20 protein-coding genes are annotated in these 20,319 nt (G+C 54.2%); 19 read left to right on the top strand and 1 reads right to left on the bottom strand.

Features of this window, described 5'->3' with window-relative positions; all coding sequences use genetic code 11:
• The first annotated feature begins 1 nt into the window (after position 1).
• The 19 genes from JOE21_RS03045 (at position 2) to JOE21_RS02955 (ending at position 16,076) form a co-directional block, all read left to right on the top strand.
• Positions 2 to 814, top strand: a complete 813-nt coding sequence (locus JOE21_RS03045; protein WP_309862450.1) for a TlyA family RNA methyltransferase — start codon at positions 2 to 4, stop codon at positions 812 to 814.
• Positions 815 to 895: 81 nt separating this feature from the next.
• On the top strand, positions 896 to 1,417 hold the full coding sequence (locus tag JOE21_RS03040; protein WP_309862130.1) for a hypothetical protein: 522 nt from the start codon (positions 896 to 898) through the stop codon (positions 1,415 to 1,417).
• A gap of 75 nt (positions 1,418 to 1,492) precedes the next feature.
• A complete protein-coding gene (locus JOE21_RS03035) occupies positions 1,493 to 2,374 on the top strand; it encodes an NAD(+)/NADH kinase (RefSeq protein ID WP_309862128.1) in 882 nt (293 codons plus the stop codon).
• Positions 2,371 to 2,817: a transcriptional regulator AhrC/ArgR gene (gene ahrC / locus JOE21_RS03030; protein ID WP_309862126.1), complete on the top strand. Its 447-nt coding sequence runs from the start codon at positions 2,371 to 2,373 to the stop codon at positions 2,815 to 2,817. The genes JOE21_RS03035 and ahrC overlap by 4 nt, the downstream gene beginning before the upstream one ends.
• A gap of 12 nt (positions 2,818 to 2,829) precedes the next feature.
• The gene (recN, locus tag JOE21_RS03025) at positions 2,830 to 4,536 is read left to right on the top strand and encodes a DNA repair protein RecN (protein WP_309862124.1); all 1,707 of its coding nucleotides are present in this window, start codon (positions 2,830 to 2,832) and stop codon (positions 4,534 to 4,536) included.
• A gap of 169 nt (positions 4,537 to 4,705) precedes the next feature.
• Positions 4,706 to 6,100, top strand: a complete 1,395-nt coding sequence (gene spoIVB, locus JOE21_RS03020; protein ID WP_309862122.1) for a SpoIVB peptidase — start codon at positions 4,706 to 4,708, stop codon at positions 6,098 to 6,100.
• A gap of 14 nt (positions 6,101 to 6,114) precedes the next feature.
• Positions 6,115 to 6,894: a sporulation transcription factor Spo0A gene (gene spo0A, locus JOE21_RS03015; RefSeq protein WP_309862120.1), complete on the top strand. Its 780-nt coding sequence runs from the start codon at positions 6,115 to 6,117 to the stop codon at positions 6,892 to 6,894.
• Positions 6,895 to 7,046: 152 nt separating this feature from the next.
• The gene (gene steA / locus JOE21_RS03010) at positions 7,047 to 8,201 is read left to right on the top strand and encodes a putative cytokinetic ring protein SteA (protein ID WP_309862118.1); all 1,155 of its coding nucleotides are present in this window, start codon (positions 7,047 to 7,049) and stop codon (positions 8,199 to 8,201) included.
• A gap of 19 nt (positions 8,202 to 8,220) precedes the next feature.
• On the top strand, positions 8,221 to 8,853 hold the full coding sequence (locus tag JOE21_RS03005) for a copper transporter (protein WP_309862447.1): 633 nt from the start codon (positions 8,221 to 8,223) through the stop codon (positions 8,851 to 8,853).
• A complete protein-coding gene (locus JOE21_RS03000) occupies positions 8,850 to 9,533 on the top strand; it encodes a glycosyltransferase family 2 protein (protein ID WP_309862115.1) in 684 nt (227 codons plus the stop codon). Before JOE21_RS03005 ends, JOE21_RS03000 begins: the two co-directional genes overlap by 4 nt.
• Positions 9,530 to 10,378 carry a hypothetical protein gene (locus tag JOE21_RS02995; protein WP_309862114.1) on the top strand — a complete coding sequence of 283 codons (849 nt, stop codon included), beginning with the start codon at positions 9,530 to 9,532 and terminating at the stop codon, positions 10,376 to 10,378. Before JOE21_RS03000 ends, JOE21_RS02995 begins: the two co-directional genes overlap by 4 nt.
• Positions 10,379 to 10,526: 148 nt before the next feature.
• Complete coding sequence (locus JOE21_RS02990) at positions 10,527 to 10,715, top strand: PspC domain-containing protein (RefSeq protein WP_309862112.1); 189 nt, start codon at positions 10,527 to 10,529, stop codon at positions 10,713 to 10,715.
• Positions 10,716 to 11,548: 833 nt separating this feature from the next.
• On the top strand, positions 11,549 to 12,547 hold the full coding sequence (locus JOE21_RS02985; RefSeq protein WP_309862110.1) for a hypothetical protein: 999 nt from the start codon (positions 11,549 to 11,551) through the stop codon (positions 12,545 to 12,547).
• Between the two features lie 123 nt (positions 12,548 to 12,670).
• Positions 12,671 to 13,225 (top strand): RNA 2'-phosphotransferase, encoded by a 555-nt coding sequence (locus JOE21_RS02980; protein WP_309862108.1) that lies wholly within the window; start codon positions 12,671 to 12,673, stop codon positions 13,223 to 13,225.
• 59 nt (positions 13,226 to 13,284) lie between these two features.
• Positions 13,285 to 13,800, top strand: coding sequence for a riboflavin biosynthesis intermediates N-glycosidase (ybiA, locus tag JOE21_RS02975; protein WP_309862106.1), 516 nt, complete (start codon positions 13,285 to 13,287; stop codon positions 13,798 to 13,800).
• 150 nt (positions 13,801 to 13,950) lie between these two features.
• Complete coding sequence (locus tag JOE21_RS02970) at positions 13,951 to 14,412, top strand: SDR family NAD(P)-dependent oxidoreductase (RefSeq protein WP_309862104.1); 462 nt, start codon at positions 13,951 to 13,953, stop codon at positions 14,410 to 14,412.
• Positions 14,354 to 14,674, top strand: a complete 321-nt coding sequence (locus tag JOE21_RS02965) for an SDR family NAD(P)-dependent oxidoreductase (RefSeq protein ID WP_309862101.1) — start codon at positions 14,354 to 14,356, stop codon at positions 14,672 to 14,674. Before JOE21_RS02970 ends, JOE21_RS02965 begins: the two co-directional genes overlap by 59 nt.
• Positions 14,674 to 15,711, top strand: coding sequence for an S-adenosylmethionine:tRNA ribosyltransferase-isomerase (locus JOE21_RS02960; protein WP_309862099.1), 1,038 nt, complete (start codon positions 14,674 to 14,676; stop codon positions 15,709 to 15,711). Before JOE21_RS02965 ends, JOE21_RS02960 begins: the two co-directional genes overlap by 1 nt.
• A complete protein-coding gene (locus JOE21_RS02955; protein WP_309862097.1) occupies positions 15,675 to 16,076 on the top strand; it encodes a VOC family protein in 402 nt (133 codons plus the stop codon). The genes JOE21_RS02960 and JOE21_RS02955 overlap by 37 nt, the downstream gene beginning before the upstream one ends.
• Before the next feature lie 260 nt (positions 16,077 to 16,336).
• Here JOE21_RS02955 and JOE21_RS02950 read toward each other — a convergent pair whose 3' ends face one another.
• Positions 16,337 to 19,996 carry a dynamin family protein gene (locus tag JOE21_RS02950; protein ID WP_309862095.1) on the bottom strand — a complete coding sequence of 1,220 codons (3,660 nt, stop codon included), beginning with the start codon at positions 19,994 to 19,996 and terminating at the stop codon, positions 16,337 to 16,339.
• Positions 19,997 to 20,319 lie beyond the last annotated feature (323 nt).

Raw genomic sequence — 20,319 nt, 5'->3', positions numbered from 1 at the left:
GATCAAAAAAGAGCGGTTGGACGTGCTTTTGGTGGAGCGGGGTTTGTATGAGAGTCGTGGGCAGGCCCAGCGGGCCATTATGGCCGGTTTGGTCAAAGTGGGGGAGGAGCGGGCCGACAAGGCAGGGACGAAAGTACCCGTCGATTCCCTCCTAACCGTGGAAAGGCAGCAGCACCCGTATGTGAGCCGGGGCGGGATGAAGCTGGAAGAAGCGATTCGGGTTTTTGGGATTCGCCTGGATGGTCGTGTGATTTTGGACATTGGCGCTTCTACCGGCGGCTTTACCGATTGCGCCCTGCAAAACGGAGCACGGTTGGTCTACGCTGTAGATGTGGGATACGGACAGTTGGCGTGGAAATTGAGGCAGGATCCCCGGGTGATCGTGATGGAACGGACCAACTTCCGTTATCTCACTCCTGCTGATTGGTCGGGAGAAACCCCGGAGATCGCCGTGATTGATGTCTCCTTTATCTCCCTCTCCAAAATCCTGCCTCCGTTGAAAGTGCTGCTTCATCCGGAAGGGTGGACCATGTCCCTGGTGAAGCCGCAATTTGAAGCTGGCAAGGAGTGGGTGGGCAAAAAAGGGATTGTAAAAGATCCCGCCGTTCATCGGAAGGTGTTGCAGGGCTTTGTGACAACTGCCAACCAATCGGGGTTTGACGTGGTCGGTTTGGCCCCTTCTCCCATCACCGGCGGGGAAGGAAATATTGAGTTTCTCAGTTGGCTGCGGTCGGATCCGTCGCCAAGCACCTCATGGGAGAATCAATTGGATGAAGTGGTGGCGGAAGCACATCGACGCCATTGCCGCTCCTGAGAAGAACGGGGTATCCGCTTCCTGTCTCTTACAGGATTTCCTCCTGATAGGTCGAATCAGGAAGGAAAGGAGGCGGTTCCCTTGCTGCGAAACGATGGTGACCTGCTCGTGCTGGTTTTGTTGGCGATTTTGATCGTCTATTCTCTGGCTCGTGCATGGAGCCGGGCCGAGTGGAACTCCACCATTCAATGGTCCACCGCCCCCATCAGAGGGGAGGTACCCGAATGGTTGGAAGAAGAGGGGTACGATGTGGTGGCGGCAAAACAACGCCTCCCCCTGCTGGTTCGAATGGGGGAAAAAGAAATGGAAAGCCGGCTGTATGTGGATTATGTGGCGCGAAAAAACAACCGGACTTATCTGGTTTTCCAAGCCAAGGCTAAACAGCCCCTGCGCATTTCAGGCTCTGCCTTGCGGGATCGGTTTCTCGTCTATGTACTCGCTTTCCAGGCTGCTGGTGTCGTCTATGTCGATCCCTACTCGCGCTCGTGTCACACCATCACTTTTTTCGTTGCCGGTGTTCCCCTGCCGAAAGGCAAACGGCGGGTCGTGTCCCATCTGGTTACGCTTGTGTTGGGTATCCTGATCGCGATTTGGATCCAATGATCGAGTGCCTCTTCTATCCATATGGATCTCGTGTGCTACGTGGAGGGGGCTTGGCCCAAAGGGGGTGGATGGGACTTGCAAACGATCGGCATACTGGTGAACAAAGGAAAGCCGAAGGCCCGGGTGGTATTGAAGGAGCTGATCCTTCTCCTGGAAGAACGGGGTGCAGGAGTTCTGTTGGAACCGGAAACGGCAGCCAGCTTGGATCGAAACGAGCTGGCCCTTCCCGTGAATGAATTTCCGGGTCGCGTTAACCTCGTCTTCGTGTTGGGAGGGGATGGAACGTTGTTAGGGGTTGCGCGTCAGTTGGCAACCCAGCAAATTCCGATCCTGGGGTTTAATCTGGGTCATCTCGGTTTTTTGTCGGAGGCCGAGCCGGACAGCTTGTCCAGTGCAGTGGACCGGGTATTGTCGGGGGATTATACCATCGAACATCGGTTAATGCTGGATGCGGAAGTGGTGCGGGATGGCCGCACCCTGGAAAAAAGTGTCGCCCTCAACGATGTCGGGATCGCCAAAGGCTCCTTTAGCCGTATGATTACCAGTACCGTGTTTATGGACGGCGATTACTTGGGCACTTACTCCGGTGACGGCATGATTGTATCCACTCCCACGGGTTCAACGGCTTACTCTCTCTCCTGTGGCGGACCAATTGTGTGGCCGGGTGTGCCATGCATTCTGCTGACCCCGATCTGTCCGCATACGCTTACGTCGAGACCGATGGTGTTGCCGGCGGAGTGTGTGCTGGAGATCAAAGTGAGTGCCACTCATCGTGACTTGGGTCTCACCATTGACGGACAGTTGGGATATCGGCTGAAGGTGGACGATATCATCCGAGTGAGAGCATCCCGTTCCGTCACGTCCTTAATCAAGTGGAAAGAACGAACCTTTTTCGAGGTGGTTCGGAAAAAGCTCCAGGGGGAACAGGAAAGTACCGGGTTGGAGGAACGCACATGAAAGCCCAGCGGCACATCAAAATAAGGGAGATCATTACACAAAACGATATTGAAACCCAGGAAGAGCTGGTAGCCTTCCTGAAAGAAGCGGGTTACAACGTAACCCAGGCGACGGTGTCCAGGGACATCAAGGAGCTCCATTTGGTGAAAGTTCCCACCAATCATGGGAGCTACAAATATTCGTTACCGGCTGACAACCGATTTAATCCGCTGCAAAAATTGAAGCGGATGATGACGGAGAGCTTTGTGGGGATCGAAAAGAGCGAAAACTTGATCGTCATGAAGACCATGCCGGGGAACGCTCACGCCATTGCGGTCCTGATGGACAACCTGGATTGGTCGGATGTGATCGGAACCATCGCGGGGGACGATACCATCCTCATTATTTGTCGAGATCGTGAAGCAACTCCGCGGGTCGTGGAAAGCTTAATCGACATGTTGTAGGAGTGGATGACGATGTTGCGCGAAATGTCCATTCGTGACTTTGCCATCATCCAGGAGGTACATCTTACCTTTGATCGCGGTTTTCATGTGCTGACAGGGGAGACAGGGGCCGGGAAATCGATCCTGTTCGACGCCCTCAGTCTGGTGGTGGGTGGTCGCGGATCCCAGGATTTTGTCCGCCATGGAGCCAAAAAAGCCGAAGTGGAAGCGCTCTTCGATATTTCGGGCCAACCGGCGGTTCACTCTGTTTTGGACCAATTGGGTTTGTCGACGGATGGAGAGGAGCACCTTCTTATCCGGCGGGATATCGCCCAAAACGGCAAGAGCACCTGTCGCCTCAACGGACAGATCATCACACTGGCGATGCTGAAGCAGGTGGGAGAATATCTGTTGGATATCCATGGGCAGCATGAACACCAATCCCTGCTGCAGGTGGAGGAGCATCTGAACTGGCTGGATGCGTTTGGTGGGCCTGATCTGATCCGGCAACGGGAGCGATACCAAAAAGCTTTTGAAAATGTTCAACGGGTCAGCCGGGAGTTGGCGCGAATTACCGCGGATGAAAAGGAAGCGGCGCAACGGATCGACCTTTTGTCGTTTCAAAAGGATGAGATCGCGGCCGCACGCCTCACTCCCGGGGAGGATGAAGAGCTGGCACAGGAGCACAGCCGGTTGGCTCACGCCGAACAGATTGCGCAACACGCTTCGCGTGCCTACGATGTACTGTACGGCGACCGGCAAGGTGCAGAGCTGTTGAATCAGGCTGTCGGCGACCTAGAAGAGATCGTTCAGTTTGATGAATCGCTGCAACCGGTGCTGGAGATGGTTCAATCGGCTTATTACCAGGTGGAAGAAGCGGCTCGGCAAGTGGGACGTTACCGGGATGATGTGGAATTTGACCCGGCTCGGCTGTCTCAGGTGGAAGAGCGGATCCACACGCTGGATCAATTAAAGCGTAAATACGGGGAAACGGTTGAGGCAATCATTCGCCATGGACAGGAAGCGGAAAAGGAATTGGAACAACTGCTGAATCGGGATGAACGAAAGTATGATTTGGAGCAAACCCTGACGGAGTTGGAAGCCACCCTGGCAGAGGAAGCAGAAGTCCTAACCCGATTGCGCATCGATGCGGCGAATCGTCTCAATAAACGAGTGGAAACGGAACTGGCTGATCTGAATATGAAGGGAACCCGCTTTCAAGCTGCATTTTTAGGGGAGGACGAATCCCTTCCTTATACGCCCGCGGGCCGCGATCGGGTGGAATTTCGGATCGCTCCCAATCCGGGAGAGCCTCTGCGTCCTTTGGTAAAGATCGCTTCCGGGGGGGAATTATCCCGGATTATGCTGGCTCTGCATACGATCTTTTCCGATCTGGATGGTGTGCCCACCCTTATTTTCGATGAAGTGGATACAGGAGTGAGCGGCCGGGCCGCTCAGGCGATCGCCGAAAAAATCGCTCGTCTGGCTCGGGAACGGCAAGTGTTGTGCGTCACCCACCTTCCGCAAGTGGCATGCATGGCCGATGTCCACTTTCACATCTTTAAGGAATCCGATGAAGAGCAGACCCGTACACGGGTCAAACTTCTCACGATGGAAGGGCGTACCATGGAGTTGGCTCGTATGCTGGGCGGTGTAGAAGTGACGGACACCACGAAAACACATGCCCTGGAAATGCTCCAACTGGCGGAACGAACCAAAGAAGCGATTCACTCCCGTTAAATGGTCTTTTTCCCGGTAGCTTTACCGGGATTTTTTTGTCCCCACTTTCGGTTGGTTGGTGTGTGAGGAAGCTTTTGCGTGACATAAAAGGAAATGGCCGCGGACACCTTAACATTACGATGGAAACATCGCGCTGGAGGTGTAGGCAGGAGCGCAGGAGAGTGATCCAGTGGGGCACAGACAGAAAATCAGATGGGCGGGTTTGTTTTTAGCGGTTCTTTTTATCTTGACCAGTATGAGCACCCCCTTCCGTGAATATTTGGCGTTTCCTTCCCAGATGCGCCTGTTCAGCGGACACGGAAAAGAAATCCACCTCACCATGCCCGCCACCGCCACGGTAACCTTTTCCGATCCGAGCATGCTCGAAGTAAAAGGGGCCAAAAATCGGTTAGACCTCCGTAAGCCGTTTACCGTGATGACCAAGAACTTGGGCCGGTCTCATTTCACCCTCCGTTTGTTTGGAAAGTTGCCTTTGAAAAAAGTGATGGTCGAGGTTCTTCCCGATGTTCGGGTCATTCCGGGAGGACAGTCCATCGGTGTAAAATTGAAATCCAAAGGGGTATTGGTGGTGGGGCACCACATGGTGCAATCGTCCAAACCTTCCCCGGGTGAAAAGGCCGACATCCGCATCGGAGACCTCATTTTGGAGATGGATGGGAAACGGGTAACGGAAGCCAAGGAGATTGGTCCCATTGTGGATCAAGCAGGTAAGGAAAAAAAGGGAATATCCGTGTTATTGCAACGGGGAAATGAACAACGGCGGACTACACTGATTCCGGAGCAGGATCCCCGTGGAGGCTCTTTCCGTATTGGATTATATGTACGGGATACGGCTGCCGGAGTGGGAACCCTCACATTTTATGATCCCAAGAAAAAATCCTACGGGGCATTGGGACATGTCATTACGGATGTGGATACGGGTAAACAGATTCAAGTGGGGGGCGGCAAAATCGTTCACTCCAATGTCACTTCGATCCAAAAGGGGGCAAGCGGAGATCCGGGTGAGAAGCGGGCCATCTTTTTCAGGGAGGATCAGGTCCTGGGTTCGATCGCCAGAAACACCCCCTTTGGTGTATTTGGCCGCATGGAGAAGAATCCAGATAAGGGATTGTATCAAAATCCTGTACCTGTTGCTTTGGCCGAAGAGGTCAAGGAAGGTCCGGCTCAAATCCTGACGGTGGTACAAGGGCAGAAAGTGGAACGTTACGATATCGAAATCGCTCACCTCATTCATCAAAAGTTCCCGGCCACCAAAGGAATGATCATCAAGGTGACGGATCCGCGGCTTTTAAATAAAACCGGTGGAATTGTACAGGGGATGAGCGGCAGTCCCATCATGCAAGATGGCAAGTTGGTTGGGGCGGTGACACATGTGTTTGTCAATGATCCGACTTCGGGATATGGAACTTATATCGAGTGGATGTTGAAAGACGCAGGTGTGCTGGAAACAGCAGGTTTCTTGAAGAAACCTGCTGTTTTTTTTGGAAAATCCGTGCAATCAGGCAGGAATGGATTGTCCGGTGTAGAAAGCATGTATAAGAAAAGGAACGAGTGTATTACATAAGGGAGGGGCCGTTTTTGGATAAGATGCGTGTCGTATTAGCCGATGATAATCGCGAATTTGCGCAACTGTTGCGGGATCACCTCGACGCACAGAGTGATATAGAAGTGATCGGTGTCGCATATAACGGGAACGAGGTACTGGATTTGTTGAAACAGGAGTCCCCTGACGTACTGGTGTTGGATATCATCATGCCCCATCTGGATGGACTGGGCGTGTTGGAAAAGTTGAACGAACGGTCGGACTCGTTGCCGAAGATCATTATGCTGACCGCTTTTGGACAGGAGAATATTACCCAGCGGGCGGTGGAACTGGGAGCGGCTTATTACATTTTAAAACCCTTTGATCTGGAGCTGTTAACCCATCGGATCCGCCAGATGCAAGGACAGCCGGTGTCGACGGTGCGCAGCCCATCTGCGGGAACCGTTACCTCATCCAAATCCGACAATCTGGATGCCAATATTACCAGCGTGATTCATGAAATCGGGGTTCCTGCCCATATCAAAGGATATCTTTATCTGCGGGAAGCGATCACGATGGTCTACAATGAAGTGGAACTGTTGGGTGCCATCACCAAAACGCTGTATCCCCGGATCGCGGAAAAATACAACACCACCCCCAGCCGTGTGGAACGGGCGATTCGCCATGCCATTGAAGTGGCTTGGAGCCGGGGCAATATGGACTCCATCCGCAAGCTGTTCGGTTATACGATCAATGTAAGTAAAGCCAAGCCCACCAACAGCGAATTTATCGCGATGGTGGCTGACAAGTTGCGTATTGAGCACAAAGTGGGATGATTGTGAACACAAACGAAGGTTAGGTATAAACCATCCGCTGTTTAAAGCGGATGTTTATTTTTTTTATCATTCCTGTCGTTCGCTTATTCCTGAATGACTTTTTCACCTCCCATCCATACTAAGGGAAACCGTGGCGGAAGGGGCTTATCCTGATGCGGGGTTGGCGGGAGGGTTTATGGCATAGAAAGCCGGTGAAAGGACGGGTGGTGGTGGATCCGCGTACCAAACGACTGGTTAACCGCATCCGTCCTGGAGAAATAGCTGTGATCCATCATCGTGATCTCGATGAAGTGGCTGCAGAGGGATTGGTATCGGCCAAGGTGGCGGCAGTTATCAATGCCGCCGCTTCCATCAGCGGACGCTACCCCGCTCAGGGCCCCCGCCTATTGTTGGAAGCGGGGATTCCCGTGTTGGACTCGGTTGGGGAAGCGGTCATCCATCGCCTCTCCGATGGGGATGAAGTAAAGCTGGCCGGTGAAGTTCTCTGGTTGAATGATCGTCAGCCTCTGGCTTCCGGAAACCGACTCACCTGGATACGGTGGCGGGAGAAGATGGAAGAAGCGCATCAGCGTTTGGAACACACTTTGGGACCCTTTATCGAAAATACCCTTGATTATGCCCGGGAAGAACGCCATTGGGTTGCCCGACCGCTCTCTCTTCCTCCGTTGCGCGGGCAATGGCGGGGACGGAATGTGGTGGTAGTGATTCGGGGACCCGGTTATGCAGAGGACCTTTATGCCTTGCGCTCGTTTATCCGGGAGACGGATCCGTTTTTGATCGCTGTAGATGGCGGAGCGGATGCCCTTCTCAAATACGGATGGACTCCCGACCTCATCCTGGGGGATATGGATTCCGTATCGGATCGTGCACTGCGGATGGCGGGAGAGTTGGTGGTTCATGCGTATCCAGATGGACGAGCTCCGGGGTTGGAACGGGTGGAGCGGTTGGGATTGTCCGCACATCTTTTGCCATCGCGGGGGACCAGTGAAGATGTCGCCCTATTGGTTGCTTTTGAAGGGGGCGCGGAGTGGATTGTGGCTGTGGGTACACATTCCCATATGGTCGACTTTCTCGAGAAAGGTCGGGAGGGGATGGCCAGTACGTTGCTTACACGCATCAAAATGGGAGCCAAGCTGGTTGACGCCAAAGGAGTGAGCCGGCTCTATCAGCCTCGCGTATCATTTGCCAGAGTGGCGGTTTTGGCCTTGGCCAGTGCGATGCCTGTGGCTGCGTTATTATGGGTGCATCCCCGATTGTTCGAGATGGGACGGTTGTGTTGGACCACCCTCCAAATTTGGTTGACGTAGGTGGTGGTTCCCGGTGACGATGCGTTACCATACGATCACCCTGGTCGCTGTTTTTCTGGCGCTCACCATGGGTATCTTGCTGGGCGGGAGCAGTGGAGGAGCCTGGTTTGAGAAATCCCGGCAAGGGATGGTGCAAACAGTCCTCGATCGGTATCAAGAGACCCGGCAACTCAATAAGAAGCTGGAGCAGGAGTTGGCTGCTCATAAAAAGCGCCTGCACATGCAGCAGGAGGAAAGCCTTCGCGTGTTTCAAGAAGCGGTTCGTCACCGGTTGGACCGGCGCTTGATTCTTATGGTGGGAGGAACCCGCCGTGGTGAAATGATCGAGGGAGCATTTCGGGAGGCGGGGGCTACGGTTGAGCGGAGCCTGTTTTTTCCCCGTGATTATGAACGGTACGATGCGATTGTTTTTTTATCCCGTCCCTTTGGCAAACAACCGCGTCGATCCGGTTGGATGACCGATGTCCAATTAGCCTTTGACGGTCCCATCGTCTGGTGTCAACGATGGGAAACGGACCGAGTTGCCTTTGCCGCCGGAGAAGAGAAGCGAATCTGGCTGTTGCAAGGTCAGATGAAGGAGCACCCCGAGCGGTTGATCCAGATGATCACCTGGCTGTCGGATACCACTCGAGAAAAGGGGGAACCCCTATGAGCAAAGCGATCCGTGTAAGCGCCATTATCCCTGCCCGTAACGAAGAAGCGCGTATTGAAGCCACTTTAAAGGCATTGAAACGAATCCCGCTGATTGATGAAATCATTGTGATCGATGATGGCAGCTGTGACCAAACGGCTAGTTTGGCCCGACCGTTGGCTCATCGGGTGGAATCTTTCTCGCAGAACTTAGGCAAAGGGGCGGCTCTGGCCCGGGGGGTCAAGCGAGCCAGAGGGGAGATATTGTTGTTTGTGGATGCGGATCTGGAAGGGCATGCTCGGCTCTGTGGACCCCTTTTAACCCCGGTGTTGGATGGAAAAGCACATATGACGATCGCCCGTTTTCCGGCTCCCCGGAAAAAAGGAGGGTTTGGATTTGTGAAAGGCTTGGCCAAAAATGGAGTTCGTTGGTTGACCGGTTCCACATTGGATGCCACCCTGTCGGGTCAGCGAGCGTTAAAACGGGAAGTGTGGGAGCGTTTCACAACGGTTCCTCCTGGCTTTGGGATTGAGTTGGGCCTCACTGTTCATGCTCTTCGCTCCGGATGTCGGGTGGAGGAAATTCCTCTGCCCATGGGTCATCGGGAGACAGGCCGCGACTGGCGCGGTTTTGTTCATCGCGGCAAACAATTTGTCGCCATCTTACGCACCCTGATTCACCTTTGGAGGCAGCCTGCATGATTCCGTTTCTGTCGGTGATTATTTTGACGGTTTCCTTATTGACCGGCATGATTTCGTTGCCATACGGCACCCGCTTTTTGCGGGAGAAGGGGCTTGTCGGTACCAATTTTCAGGGTGCGTCCATTCCCACGAGCTACGGGGGCGTTCTCGCTTTTTTGTACTTATTGTTGACGATTTTCCTTTTGGGAATGAATCAGTTGCTCCCATTGTCCCTGTTTCCATTCACTCTGTTCTTGGCGGTATGGGCGGCTTCTCTCGGTGCCGTCTGGCTGGGATGGTTGGACGATACTTTAGGCGATCATGACAACAAGGGATTGGGCGGTCATATTCGCGCCTGGCTGCAAAACCGAACCGTCACCACCGGTTTGATCAAAGCGGTGGGCGGAGTGGCGATCGCAGCCGTGGCAGCCTTTGTCACCAGCCGGGGAGGGTGGTGGTGGCCGCTTCACACCTTATTTATCGCACTGGTCACCAATTGGCTCAACCTGCTGGACTTACGCCCGGGTCGTTGTCTTAAGTTTTATCTGGCTGCCGCCATCCTGCTGGGCATCCTTTTTATTGACCGTGGCAGCACCTTATTGTTTTTGCCTTTGCTGGGTTTGGCGCTGGCTGCATTTCGAGCCGACTTGTCCGCTCGTATCATGCTGGGCGACAGCGGATCCAATCTGCTCGGCATCCAACTGGGCATTTGGGTCGCTGCCGTTTCTCCTCCCGTGGTGTTGCTCTTCTTGACGATTCTGTTGATCGCGGGACATATTATCGGGGAAACCGTCTCCATCACCCGTATCATTGAAAACAGCCGCTGGCTGTCCTATCTCGATCGATTGGGACGCGACCCGCAATAAAAAAGGACACGAAGGCTGCCAAAGTCCAACGGCAGCTTTTTTTAAAGCGGAGGATCGATGGAACGACTAATCCCGCTGGATAAAAAGTACCCTATATTATGGGTATGATTTCGGGTATTCTGAAAGAAACATAAAGGAGGGATTTTTTGTGCGGAGACTGTACCGTTCCCGGGAGGATCGGATGATAGCCGGCGTTTGCGGCGGAATCGGCCAAACCTACAACATCGATCCTGCCCTGATTCGCATCCTGTTCGTGGTATTGCTCATTTTTTCCGGATTCTTTCCTTTTGGATTGGCGTATTTGTTAATGATTTGGATTGTCCCCGAGGAACGATAAGAAGTACTGCAAGAATCGATTGAGGGCTTAGAAAGACAGTGGTCGATTCCTAGGTAAGTTTGTTTTACAGAAAAAAAACCACCTTCCTCAAAGAGAAAGCGGTTGCCATCAAAGGTGAGTGATGTTCCGGTTATCCCAAAAGATGATGTTAAACCGACTGATCCATAAATAAAACGAGCACGTAACGATCTACCTTGCACCACCATGAATGGCTTATTACCCATCCATGATCTTTCGACCATGAACAAGCAGGTCACCACCCATGGTGATGGTTCGTTCGACCGTACAGGATACCTGTACAGCCCGATACAACCTCTCGGCTGTATCGGACCGTTAACTCGTGATGAGCCTGCGGCACCCTGTACGATCTTCGCTCGACCCTATACGATCGGTTGGGACCCTATTGTAATCATATCCTCTAGGAATACGACTACAATAAAGCCTTTCCCCACCGTATAGGATCTTCCCTCCGACTGCATACAAGCGCTTTTTTTAAACACCTGTATGCAATCTTTGGCCGACCCATATACACCTTTCGTAGAAGCATATATGGGTCTGGGCTCAACCGTTACGTACCCGTTACCCTTAAAGTAACCCGAAGGCAGCAACGACATACATGGAATAAAAAAAGAAAAAGGAGGGTACAAGTGAGACTTTCAAATAATCCATAAGGACTACGGGAGATATGCCTTGTCGTTGGTTTTATTCATCCGTTGTCTCTATTTCGACAAAAAGGTGCAAAAAACGGCCACAAAAGTAATCATCCCATGTATTATTGTATATGGGATGTCCTCATTGGAATCCCCATTAATTTCTGGAGGGGAAAACCGAATATGCAGAAGTGGCTGAAGACCGGATTGTTTATCGCACTTATCGCACTTTTGGCAACACCGATGTCCGCCTTTGCGACAGCGGAGGAAGACAAGTATGAGCTGGATGTGGCGTCTGATGTGAAGGACGGTACCTTGACCGTCACCGCTACCATTGAAGGAGCAGAGTCTGCCGAATCGGGCGAATGGCAAATCGTGCCGCTTGGCCCGAACAAAGCGGGCAAGCCGGCCCATGCGCAGCAATCCACCGATTTGAGCTTCACCGGCTCCTGGAGCGACCTGCAACCGGGGAAATATTGCTTCCAGGTTCATTACACCGGAAAGCTGGATGGTCAAACAGCCAACACTGTGTTGAAACAAGTCGGCAAAAAAGACAGGGTTTGTGTAGATGTGGGTGAGGAATCGAAGGAAGAAGAAGAGCCGAAAGAAGAAGAACCGGCCCCCGGTGAAGAGCCTACCGAACCGCCGGTAAGCGAGTGCACGGATTTTGAAAACATTTCCGAAGAAGACTTCCATGAGATCGCAGTGGATTACAAAGACAGCGGCGACACCATTAAAGTGACTGCCACCTTCCCGGACGCAAAAAACGTGGAAGGGGCTTGGGAGCTGTTGGCCGGATTGTTTGACGCCGATGAGCCGGTTGTGGTGGAAACCAAGGTGGCCGGCAATACGGTGAATTTCTCCATTCCCAAAAGCCAACTGAGCGAGGATGGGGACTACCTGATTCTCGTTGTCTTCTCCGGTACGGTTGACGGGAAAGAGTGCCAGTGGGGACTCGGTTTTGACGGGTTCTTCCTGGAAGGGGAAGATACGGTGACCCCTCCCACGAAAGAAGTTCCCAAACCAAAAACTCCTGAAGGAAAAGAACGAGTGATCAAGAACGCTCAAGGCGGCAAAATGCCGAACACGGCTGTGCCCATGGTTACCAACCTGGCCTTTGGTGCACTGCTGATGGTGGCCGGTGCAGGGCTGCTGGTGTTCCGTCGTTTCTCTCACCGCTAAAGCGGGGATGGGATAAAACATATGATATAATCGGGCAGGTTCGATGAAACTGGCTTCTGTCTTGATGGAAGCCAGTTTTTTTGCAGCGGTTTTTGGGAATTCAGGAACGGGGAGCACAGCGGCATGAAAAATGGAGAGAAAAGAATCAGCCGATTCCTCAGCTTGGTGTTGCGCCACCGCCCGGAACGAATCGGGATCCGGTTGGATGAGGGCGGATGGGTGGCGGTGGAGGAGTTGCTCCAGACCTGTCGGCAGCATGGGGTGCCCCTGGACCGGGCAACCTTGGAGCATCTGGTGGAGACCAACGATAAGCGGCGTTTTTCATTCAGTGAGGACGGATCTCGGATCCGGGCCAACCAGGGGCATTCGATCCCGGTGGATTTGGGATTGGAGCCGTTGAAGCCGCCGAAATGGCTGTATCATGGAACGGGACGAAAGTTCTTGTCTTCCATCGAGAAACAGGGATTGGTAAAGCGGAGCCGGCATCATGTCCATTTATCCGGTGATCCTAAGACCGCCTTCCGTGTCGGTCAAAGACACGGGAAAGCCGTGGTCTTCCGGGTACGGGCCGGGGAGATGGACCATGACGGTTACCGGTTCTACCGCTCCGCCAACGGTGTCTGGCTGACGGATTCGGTACCGGTGGAGTATCTGGTCAAGGAAGATGACGTTACATAAAAACAAGGACAACCGGTGATTGAACATCCGAAATGGAGCCTCATGAGGAGGGAAAAAGAATGTCATTTACCTTTTTTTGGCGATCGGATTCGCCATTCTCGCAGTGGTATCGGTCTTCATTTGTAGTCAATGGGGTTACGTACAATTGTGCCGAACAGGTTATGATGCATCAAAAAGCCGTTTTGTTTGGAGATGAGATAATCGCAGACAAGATCCTACAAAGTGATTCGCCAGCCGAGCAGAAACGACTGGGTCGGCGGGTGAAAGGATTCCAAGCGGATGTCTGGGATCAGCACCGCAAATCCATCGTCTATGAGGGCAACTATGCCAAATTCACTCAAAATCCGAAGTTAAAGCAGGCCTTGCTGGAAACGGCGGGAACGTTGCTGGTAGAGGCCAGTCCGGTTGACCGGATTTGGGGTGTGGGTTTGGCCGCAGATGATCCCAGGATACAGGACCCGCAGCAATGGCGGGGGTCCAATGACTTAGGAGAGATCTTGACCCGTCTCCGAGAGGCGTTGATAGAGGAGAGCCACGGGGCGTCGGAGTCCGCCGTCGCCATGGATATCGATTGAGATCCTCCCCCTTTTTACATCCAAAGTCCCATCCAGGTCCTACATCCGGTGTGGGGCTTTTCGTATGGAAAATTGCTCCTGTATGCCGAAGAGCCGTGCCGCAGCCGCCGCTAGAATGAAAGTAGAAACACACAAAAGGAGGCACATGGGATGGAAAAGAAACCAGTGGCGATGATCACAGGCGCGAGCAGAGGATTGGGACGGGAAGTGGCACGGGCATTTGCACGGGAAGGGCACTCTCTCGCCATCTGTGCCCGGGGAAGGGAAGCGCTGGCGGAGACGGCGGCGGAGTTGGAACAAGCCGGGGCACGTGTGCTGGCGGTGGAGGCGGATGTGGCGGTGCCGCGGGATGTGGAACGGTTTGTGGCGCTGGCGGAGACGGAATTTGATCGGATCGATGTCCTGATAAACAACGCTTCCATTTTGGGGCCGAGCCCGATGCCGTATCTGTTGGATTTTCCTGAGGCGGATTTTCTCGATGTATTAAAGGCGAATACCTGGGGCCCGTTTCTGGTGACGCGGCGGGTGATTGCCGGTATGTTGGCCGGGATCGGTGATCCAAGTGACGTCCGAGGTGGGCCGGGAGGGCTATGCCGGCTGGGGGGCCTATAGCGTGTCCAAATTCGGATTGGAAGGAATGACAGAGACATGGGCTGCGGAAGTAGAAGGAACAGGAGTCCGGGTCAATATGGTGGATCCCGGGGAAATGGATACCGTGATGCACGCATTGGCGGTGCCGGACTGTGATTATGAGCTGGCGCATCCACGGGATTTGACGGAGGTTTTTTTATACTTGGCTTCGGATCGCTCCCGCCATGTAAACGGTGAGAGGCTGAAAGCCCAGTCATTCTCCGAGGAAGGGAGGCGGAGCTGATGGGAGCGCCGGCTTTTTCCTTCCATCTCCCGGATCGGTTAAACGCCACCGCCCCTCCGGAATATCGGGGAATCCGACGGGATCATGTCCGCTTGATGGTGATGGATCGCATAACCGGTCCGATTGTTCACGACCGTTTTGATCGGTTGGACCGCTTTTTACGATCGGGGGATCTCTTGGTGTTTAATGACAGCCGGGTGCTTCCTGCCGTGTTGCGAGGGAAGTGGGAGCGTGACGGCCGGGTGTGGGAAACAGAGGTGGAGATCCGGCTGGCCCGTCGTCTGTCGGATCGATCCTGGGAGGCGTGGGTGCCGGAGATTTCCCTGATGGCGGGGGACCGCCTCTTGTTTGGGGAGAGGTGGACGGCGACGGTGGAACGACCGGATAAGGATGCTCCCTTCGTGGTCCTGGTATTTTCCATCGGCGGCAGAGAGCTGTTGGATCGGATTTGGGCTTTCGGCGAGCCCATCCGATATGATTATACGGCCCGCCCCTGGGAGTTGGATACCTACCAGACCGTATACGCGTCTTCTCCCGGGTCGGTGGAGCCGCCATCTGCAGGCCGCCCCTTTAGTTGGGAACTGCTGTTTCGACTGCGGCGACGGGGCGTACAGACGGCTTTCCTCTCCCTGCATACGGGACTCAGTTACTGGGGGGAGGATTCCCCCTTCGATCCGGGGGCCCATCGGGAAGCTTTTCGCATCCCGGAAGCGACGGCTGACAAGGTAAACCGGACGCGGGAATCCGGACGAAGCGTCATCGCTGTGGGGACTACCGTGGTCCGTGCCTTGGAAACGATGGCAAACGGAAAAGGGGAGGTGGATGCCGGAGAAGGGTGGACATCCCTTCACATCACAGCCGGATATTCGCTGCAAAGTGTAGATGGGCTCCTCACGGGATTCCACGAGCCGGAAGCGAGCCACCTCGACTTGTTGTCCGCGTTTACTTCCCCTGATCGGTTACGGGAGGCGTATGACGCGGCGGTGAAGGAAGAATACCAGTGGCACGAGTTCGGGGATATGCACTTGTTATGGTGAAAGGGGGAGAGCCGATGCAGCTGCACCATGTCGGGGTGGAGGTGACGGATTTGAAACGATCCGTCCGCTATTACCGCAGGATGGGATTTCAGGAGGAGGCCCAGATGCAGATTGGAGAGGAGATCATCGTGTTCCTGGTTAACGGAGGAACCCGTCTGGAACTGGTGGAATCGGATCCATCCTTAGACGGGGAGTCAATGATCCACCTCGCTTTTTTGGCGGAAAAAGAAGACCAATGGCAGGCGATCGGGGCGGAGGAAGCCTCTCGCCTGAATTGGACCAACGGCTGGCAAAGCCTCTTTTTTGAAGGACCCGACGGGGAGGAGTGGGAAATGATCCTGACCGGCGTTGAGGGAGAGCCTTAAGCGGTCTCTTTCAACTGCTGCAATTCCGATGCAGCTTCAGCGGGGGGACGGGTAAAGAGGCTGACGAACACAGTAGCCAGGGTGGAGACGAGGAATCCGGTTTTAAAATGAACAAGTGCTGTCCTACTTCTCCGAACCCCGGCGGATTCCCTGGGAGCAGCAGAATTTCTTCCCCTCCGTAAACGAAAAAAAGGCAGAATCTATTTTTTAGATTCTGCCTTGACCCTCTCTTCGTTTTTAAGTTGAGTTGGAACCCACTGTCAGGATTCCTCGCCCAGTTTTTGTTCCATTCCCTGAAGCTCCTGCCGCAATGCTTCCGCAGCTTTTTCCAAGGGGGCAGGGTCGGCCGGTTCCTCCATAATGGCAGCCAATTGTGCAAAATGATGATCGATGTCGGTCACAGTCCGGTGTTTCCACGCGGTAAAGGCTTGTTGCCATTGATGGGTGTATCCGTCGAGAAAGCGGGTTTGTTCCTCCGCCAGCACGGCGGTAACGGCTTCTTCCAGAATCGCCTGCATCTGCTCTCGAACCTGGGCGCGCCCGTTTTTAGCGAAAAAGTGCTTGGTGCCTTTGAAATGAGACAGGGCGGGCTTCAGTTCATCCAGTCCCAGATCGGGGAAGGGAGGATCCACATGGAGTGTCTCCCATTTCCAGTCTGTGGCGGCTGGCAGGGGAAGATCGGGATGGATCCCGTTTGCTTCGGCTTCTAAGGAACGATGTCGGGAATCCAAACGCTGGCTTAGCCAGTTTTCCACCCGCAGTCCGGTGGCCCGCAACTCCTGAGCCAGGTCGTGACGGAGAAAATCGAGCAATTCCAGAGCACAGACCCGGAGTTGCTCATGAACCGACCCTCGGTCTTCCCGCAAGGCACCGGGGTTGAAAATTTCAGCGAACACTTCCGGATAGCGCAGGAAGAGGCGCTGCCGAATGTAGTAAAAGAGCTCTTTTACTTCCTGGCGCAGGGCGTGGTCATCCATGCGGCTATCCAACCGTTCGACCATGGACAGCAGAGTTTTCTTTTCGGAGGCCAAAGCGGTTCGTTGCTGCTCGCGGGCTTCGTTTCCTTGACGGGCTGCTTCCACCTGGCGCAGGAGCATCCGACGGGCGTGTTGGATGTCTTGTTTCATCCCATGGAGGGTGACCTGGGCCAGATCCCGCGTTAAAAAGCGGGTAAATGCTTGTTCGAATCTGGATAAACCGGAACCTCCCCCTGTTTTGCCGGCCTGTTTTTCTTCCAGAGCCTTCAGGCTGGAGACGGGAAACAGCCGGGGCTTTCGGATACCGAAGGTGATCAATTGTTGTTTCAGATAGGATTCAACCTCGCCGCATTCTTCCTCTGAGGCGGCCAGATCGGCGGCGTTCATCAGGAAGAACATCTTATCCATGGCGAATGTGTCTTTTACCCGACCCAGCTGGATCAGAAACTCGCGATCCGCTCGGGAGAAGGCGTGATTGTAGTATGTGACGAACAAAATGGCATCGGCGTCCTTGATATACCGAAACGCCACCTCCGTATGGCGGGCATGGACGGAATCCGCCCCCGGCGTATCCACCAGCGTAACGCCGGCCCGGGTGAGGGGATTGTCATGATACAGTTTTGCCCATTCCACGAAACAAGCGGTCTCCTCTGACGCGACAGCTTCGGCAAAACCCTCTCTTCCTACGGCTTCCGTCGTGCCCAGCCGCTTGCTGAAGGTATCCCAGCCGTCCCGCACTGCCCGTAAAAATGGGAACGCAGCCTGTTGCCGGGGATGGGGGGAGCGTGTAGCCAACAAGCCGTCGATCCCCGCCAAGGCTTCTTCCATGGATTCTACCTGTTGCCGGAACAAGGCATAAATGGAACGAAGGTCTTGCCACAACGTTTGTTCGTCTTTATATTGGATCACCACGTCCCCATGTCGGTATCCGTCAGCGGGGGCGGTGATGCGGTTGATGGCGGCGGTGGTCGGGTTGGGAGAAACCGGCAGGGCTGCTTCTCCGATCAGGGCGTTGACGAAGGAGGATTTTCCGGCGGAAAATGCCCCGAACAAGGCCACCGTATAACGGCGCTGTTCCAGCCGCTGTTTTTTAGCGAGCAGCTGCTGGCGGATCGTTTCCACTCCGGGCAAATCCGCCATCCGTTCCTCAGCCCGGCGTACATGGGCCAGAACGAGCTCCGTTCCTCCGTCGCCGGTGGGGGATTCCTGTCGGCTGGCGGTGTCATCCAGCGGGGCCGCTTCCGTAACGGTGGATGGGGTCCAGGATGAGAGTGAATCCACGAGAGCGGTGGGGGATTCGTTTTCCAGCCATTCCGTCCACTCGTGCTTCCATATTCCTTCCCGAGTTCTGGCCAAGAATCCCTGGAATTCGTCTCGACTGTGGGCGGCCTGTTGTTCCGACACCCGGATCCGTTCCCGTACCTTTGCAACCCGATCCAGGTGATGCAGACGGGCATCGATCTCCGATAGTCGATTTTCCCTGGATGCAGACCAGGTATCCTGAACTTCGTCCCACCATTGTTCCGCCCATTGTCGATAGGCGCGTTTGATGGCTTGTGCCAAGTCGTCGCAGTATTTGAGGATATAATCCCCAGTGAGACCGGCTCCTTTTTTGATGGTAGCGAAAAGCAGGTCAGAGTGGACCGGGGGAGCGGCTTCCTGAATGCGTGTCCCGATGGTGTCCGTGTATACGCGTTCCTCCTTGAGGAACCGGATCACCTGTTGCCGGACAGGGATGTCCAGCTGTGTGGCTATCGCTTCCCGGAGCGGTTCCCAAAGGGCTTGAAAACGGCGCTCTTTTTCCCGCTCCGTCTTGCTGCGGGAAAAGAGAATGCCGACACGGAAAGGGGTCAGCTGGGTTTCCAGATAAGAGCGGGCCGCTTCCCGCATCGCAAAGGGTGTCAGGTGTGCATGCTCCGTGACGGCAACCAATCGCTCACTGTAGCGGGTGCGAATTGACTGCCTCTCACGGGACAAGGTGTCATACTCCTCCCGCAGCTGTTGTTCTTCTTCTTGCGCTCTCTTTCTGTCGGGAAGAGAACCGCCCGTCTCCGCGATCCAGGCTTGGACGGCATCCAGCCGATCCTGTTCCCGCCACGCCAGATGTTCCTCCACCAGAAAAGAAGCTTCCCGCTCGACGGACTCCTTCCCCCATGTTTCCCTGCGGTTAAGGAGCCGATCCAACGTAGCCTGTAATTGTCCCCATTCGTTCAAGGGATGGTCTGGTTGGAGAAGGGTGGTGTAGAAGACATTCTCCACCTGTAACTCCCACTGACGGAAGGTTTCTTCCACCCGCCGTCGATATTCGCGAAAGGGAAGCTCCGTTTCCCGGTGCTTGTCCACTTGGTTAACCACCAGGTAGAGTCGTTTCCCCCGTTTAGAGAGTTCCCGCAGGAATTGAAGATTGAGTTCCGATTGAACGTGATTGTAATCCATGACGTAGAAGATGACGTCGGCCAGGTGCAGGGCGGATTCCGTCGCCATGCGGTGAGCATCGTCGGTGGAGTCAATTCCCGGGGTATCCAACAGGTCTACACCCGATGGCAATGGAAGGTCGGAACGGTCCACTTCGACGGCGATCACTTCCTCCCCGTTTTTGCAGAGAGCCTTTAGTTCCGCTTCCGTATACGCGCCGGAAAAAGAGCGGGCAGCCCCTGAGGAGAGAGTCAGCCTTACCCGGTCTTCTCCGCGGCGGATGCGCACCACGTTGGCACTGGTGGGGATGGGACTGGTGGGAAGCAGTTCCCTTCCCAAGATGGCGTTCAACATAGAAGATTTACCGGCGGAGAAATGTCCACACAAGGCGAGGGTGAACGATTGCCGGTGGGCCTTGCGTGCCAGGTCCGCCATTCGGCGGGCACGCTCCGGGTCTCCGTTTTGCTTCATGGCATCGCTTACAAGCATCAGACTTCGAGTGAGGATCTCCGGTGTCGTTACGAGCATGGTCATGGTCCCTTTCATTAAATTAAGCGCTTTTTCGTACCTTTGAGACTGTGGTGTTTTCCATGTATCGGAATGACTCTTGTAGGATTGCTTCCGATTGGTAAATCATTGTCCGCTTTGGTCACTTCCTTTCATTCTATCATAGTAACGGAGCAGAGAGGCATCCATGGATGGATCGGGGTAAACAGACGATCCTTTTTTATATTCAATTATGTCTTAGGTACTAGGCGGAAATCCGGCTCTGGTTGGTTATGATCGGGCTGGGACCCCGTTAATCTGGAGGGAGCGTGAGAGAAGGATAAAAATCAATATGGGGGAGGAAG

The organism is Desmospora profundinema, from assembly GCF_031454155.1.
In the GTDB taxonomy this organism is placed as follows: domain Bacteria; phylum Bacillota; class Bacilli; order Thermoactinomycetales; family DSM-45169; genus Desmospora; species Desmospora profundinema.
This window is presented reverse-complemented; position numbering and strand designations above follow the sequence as displayed.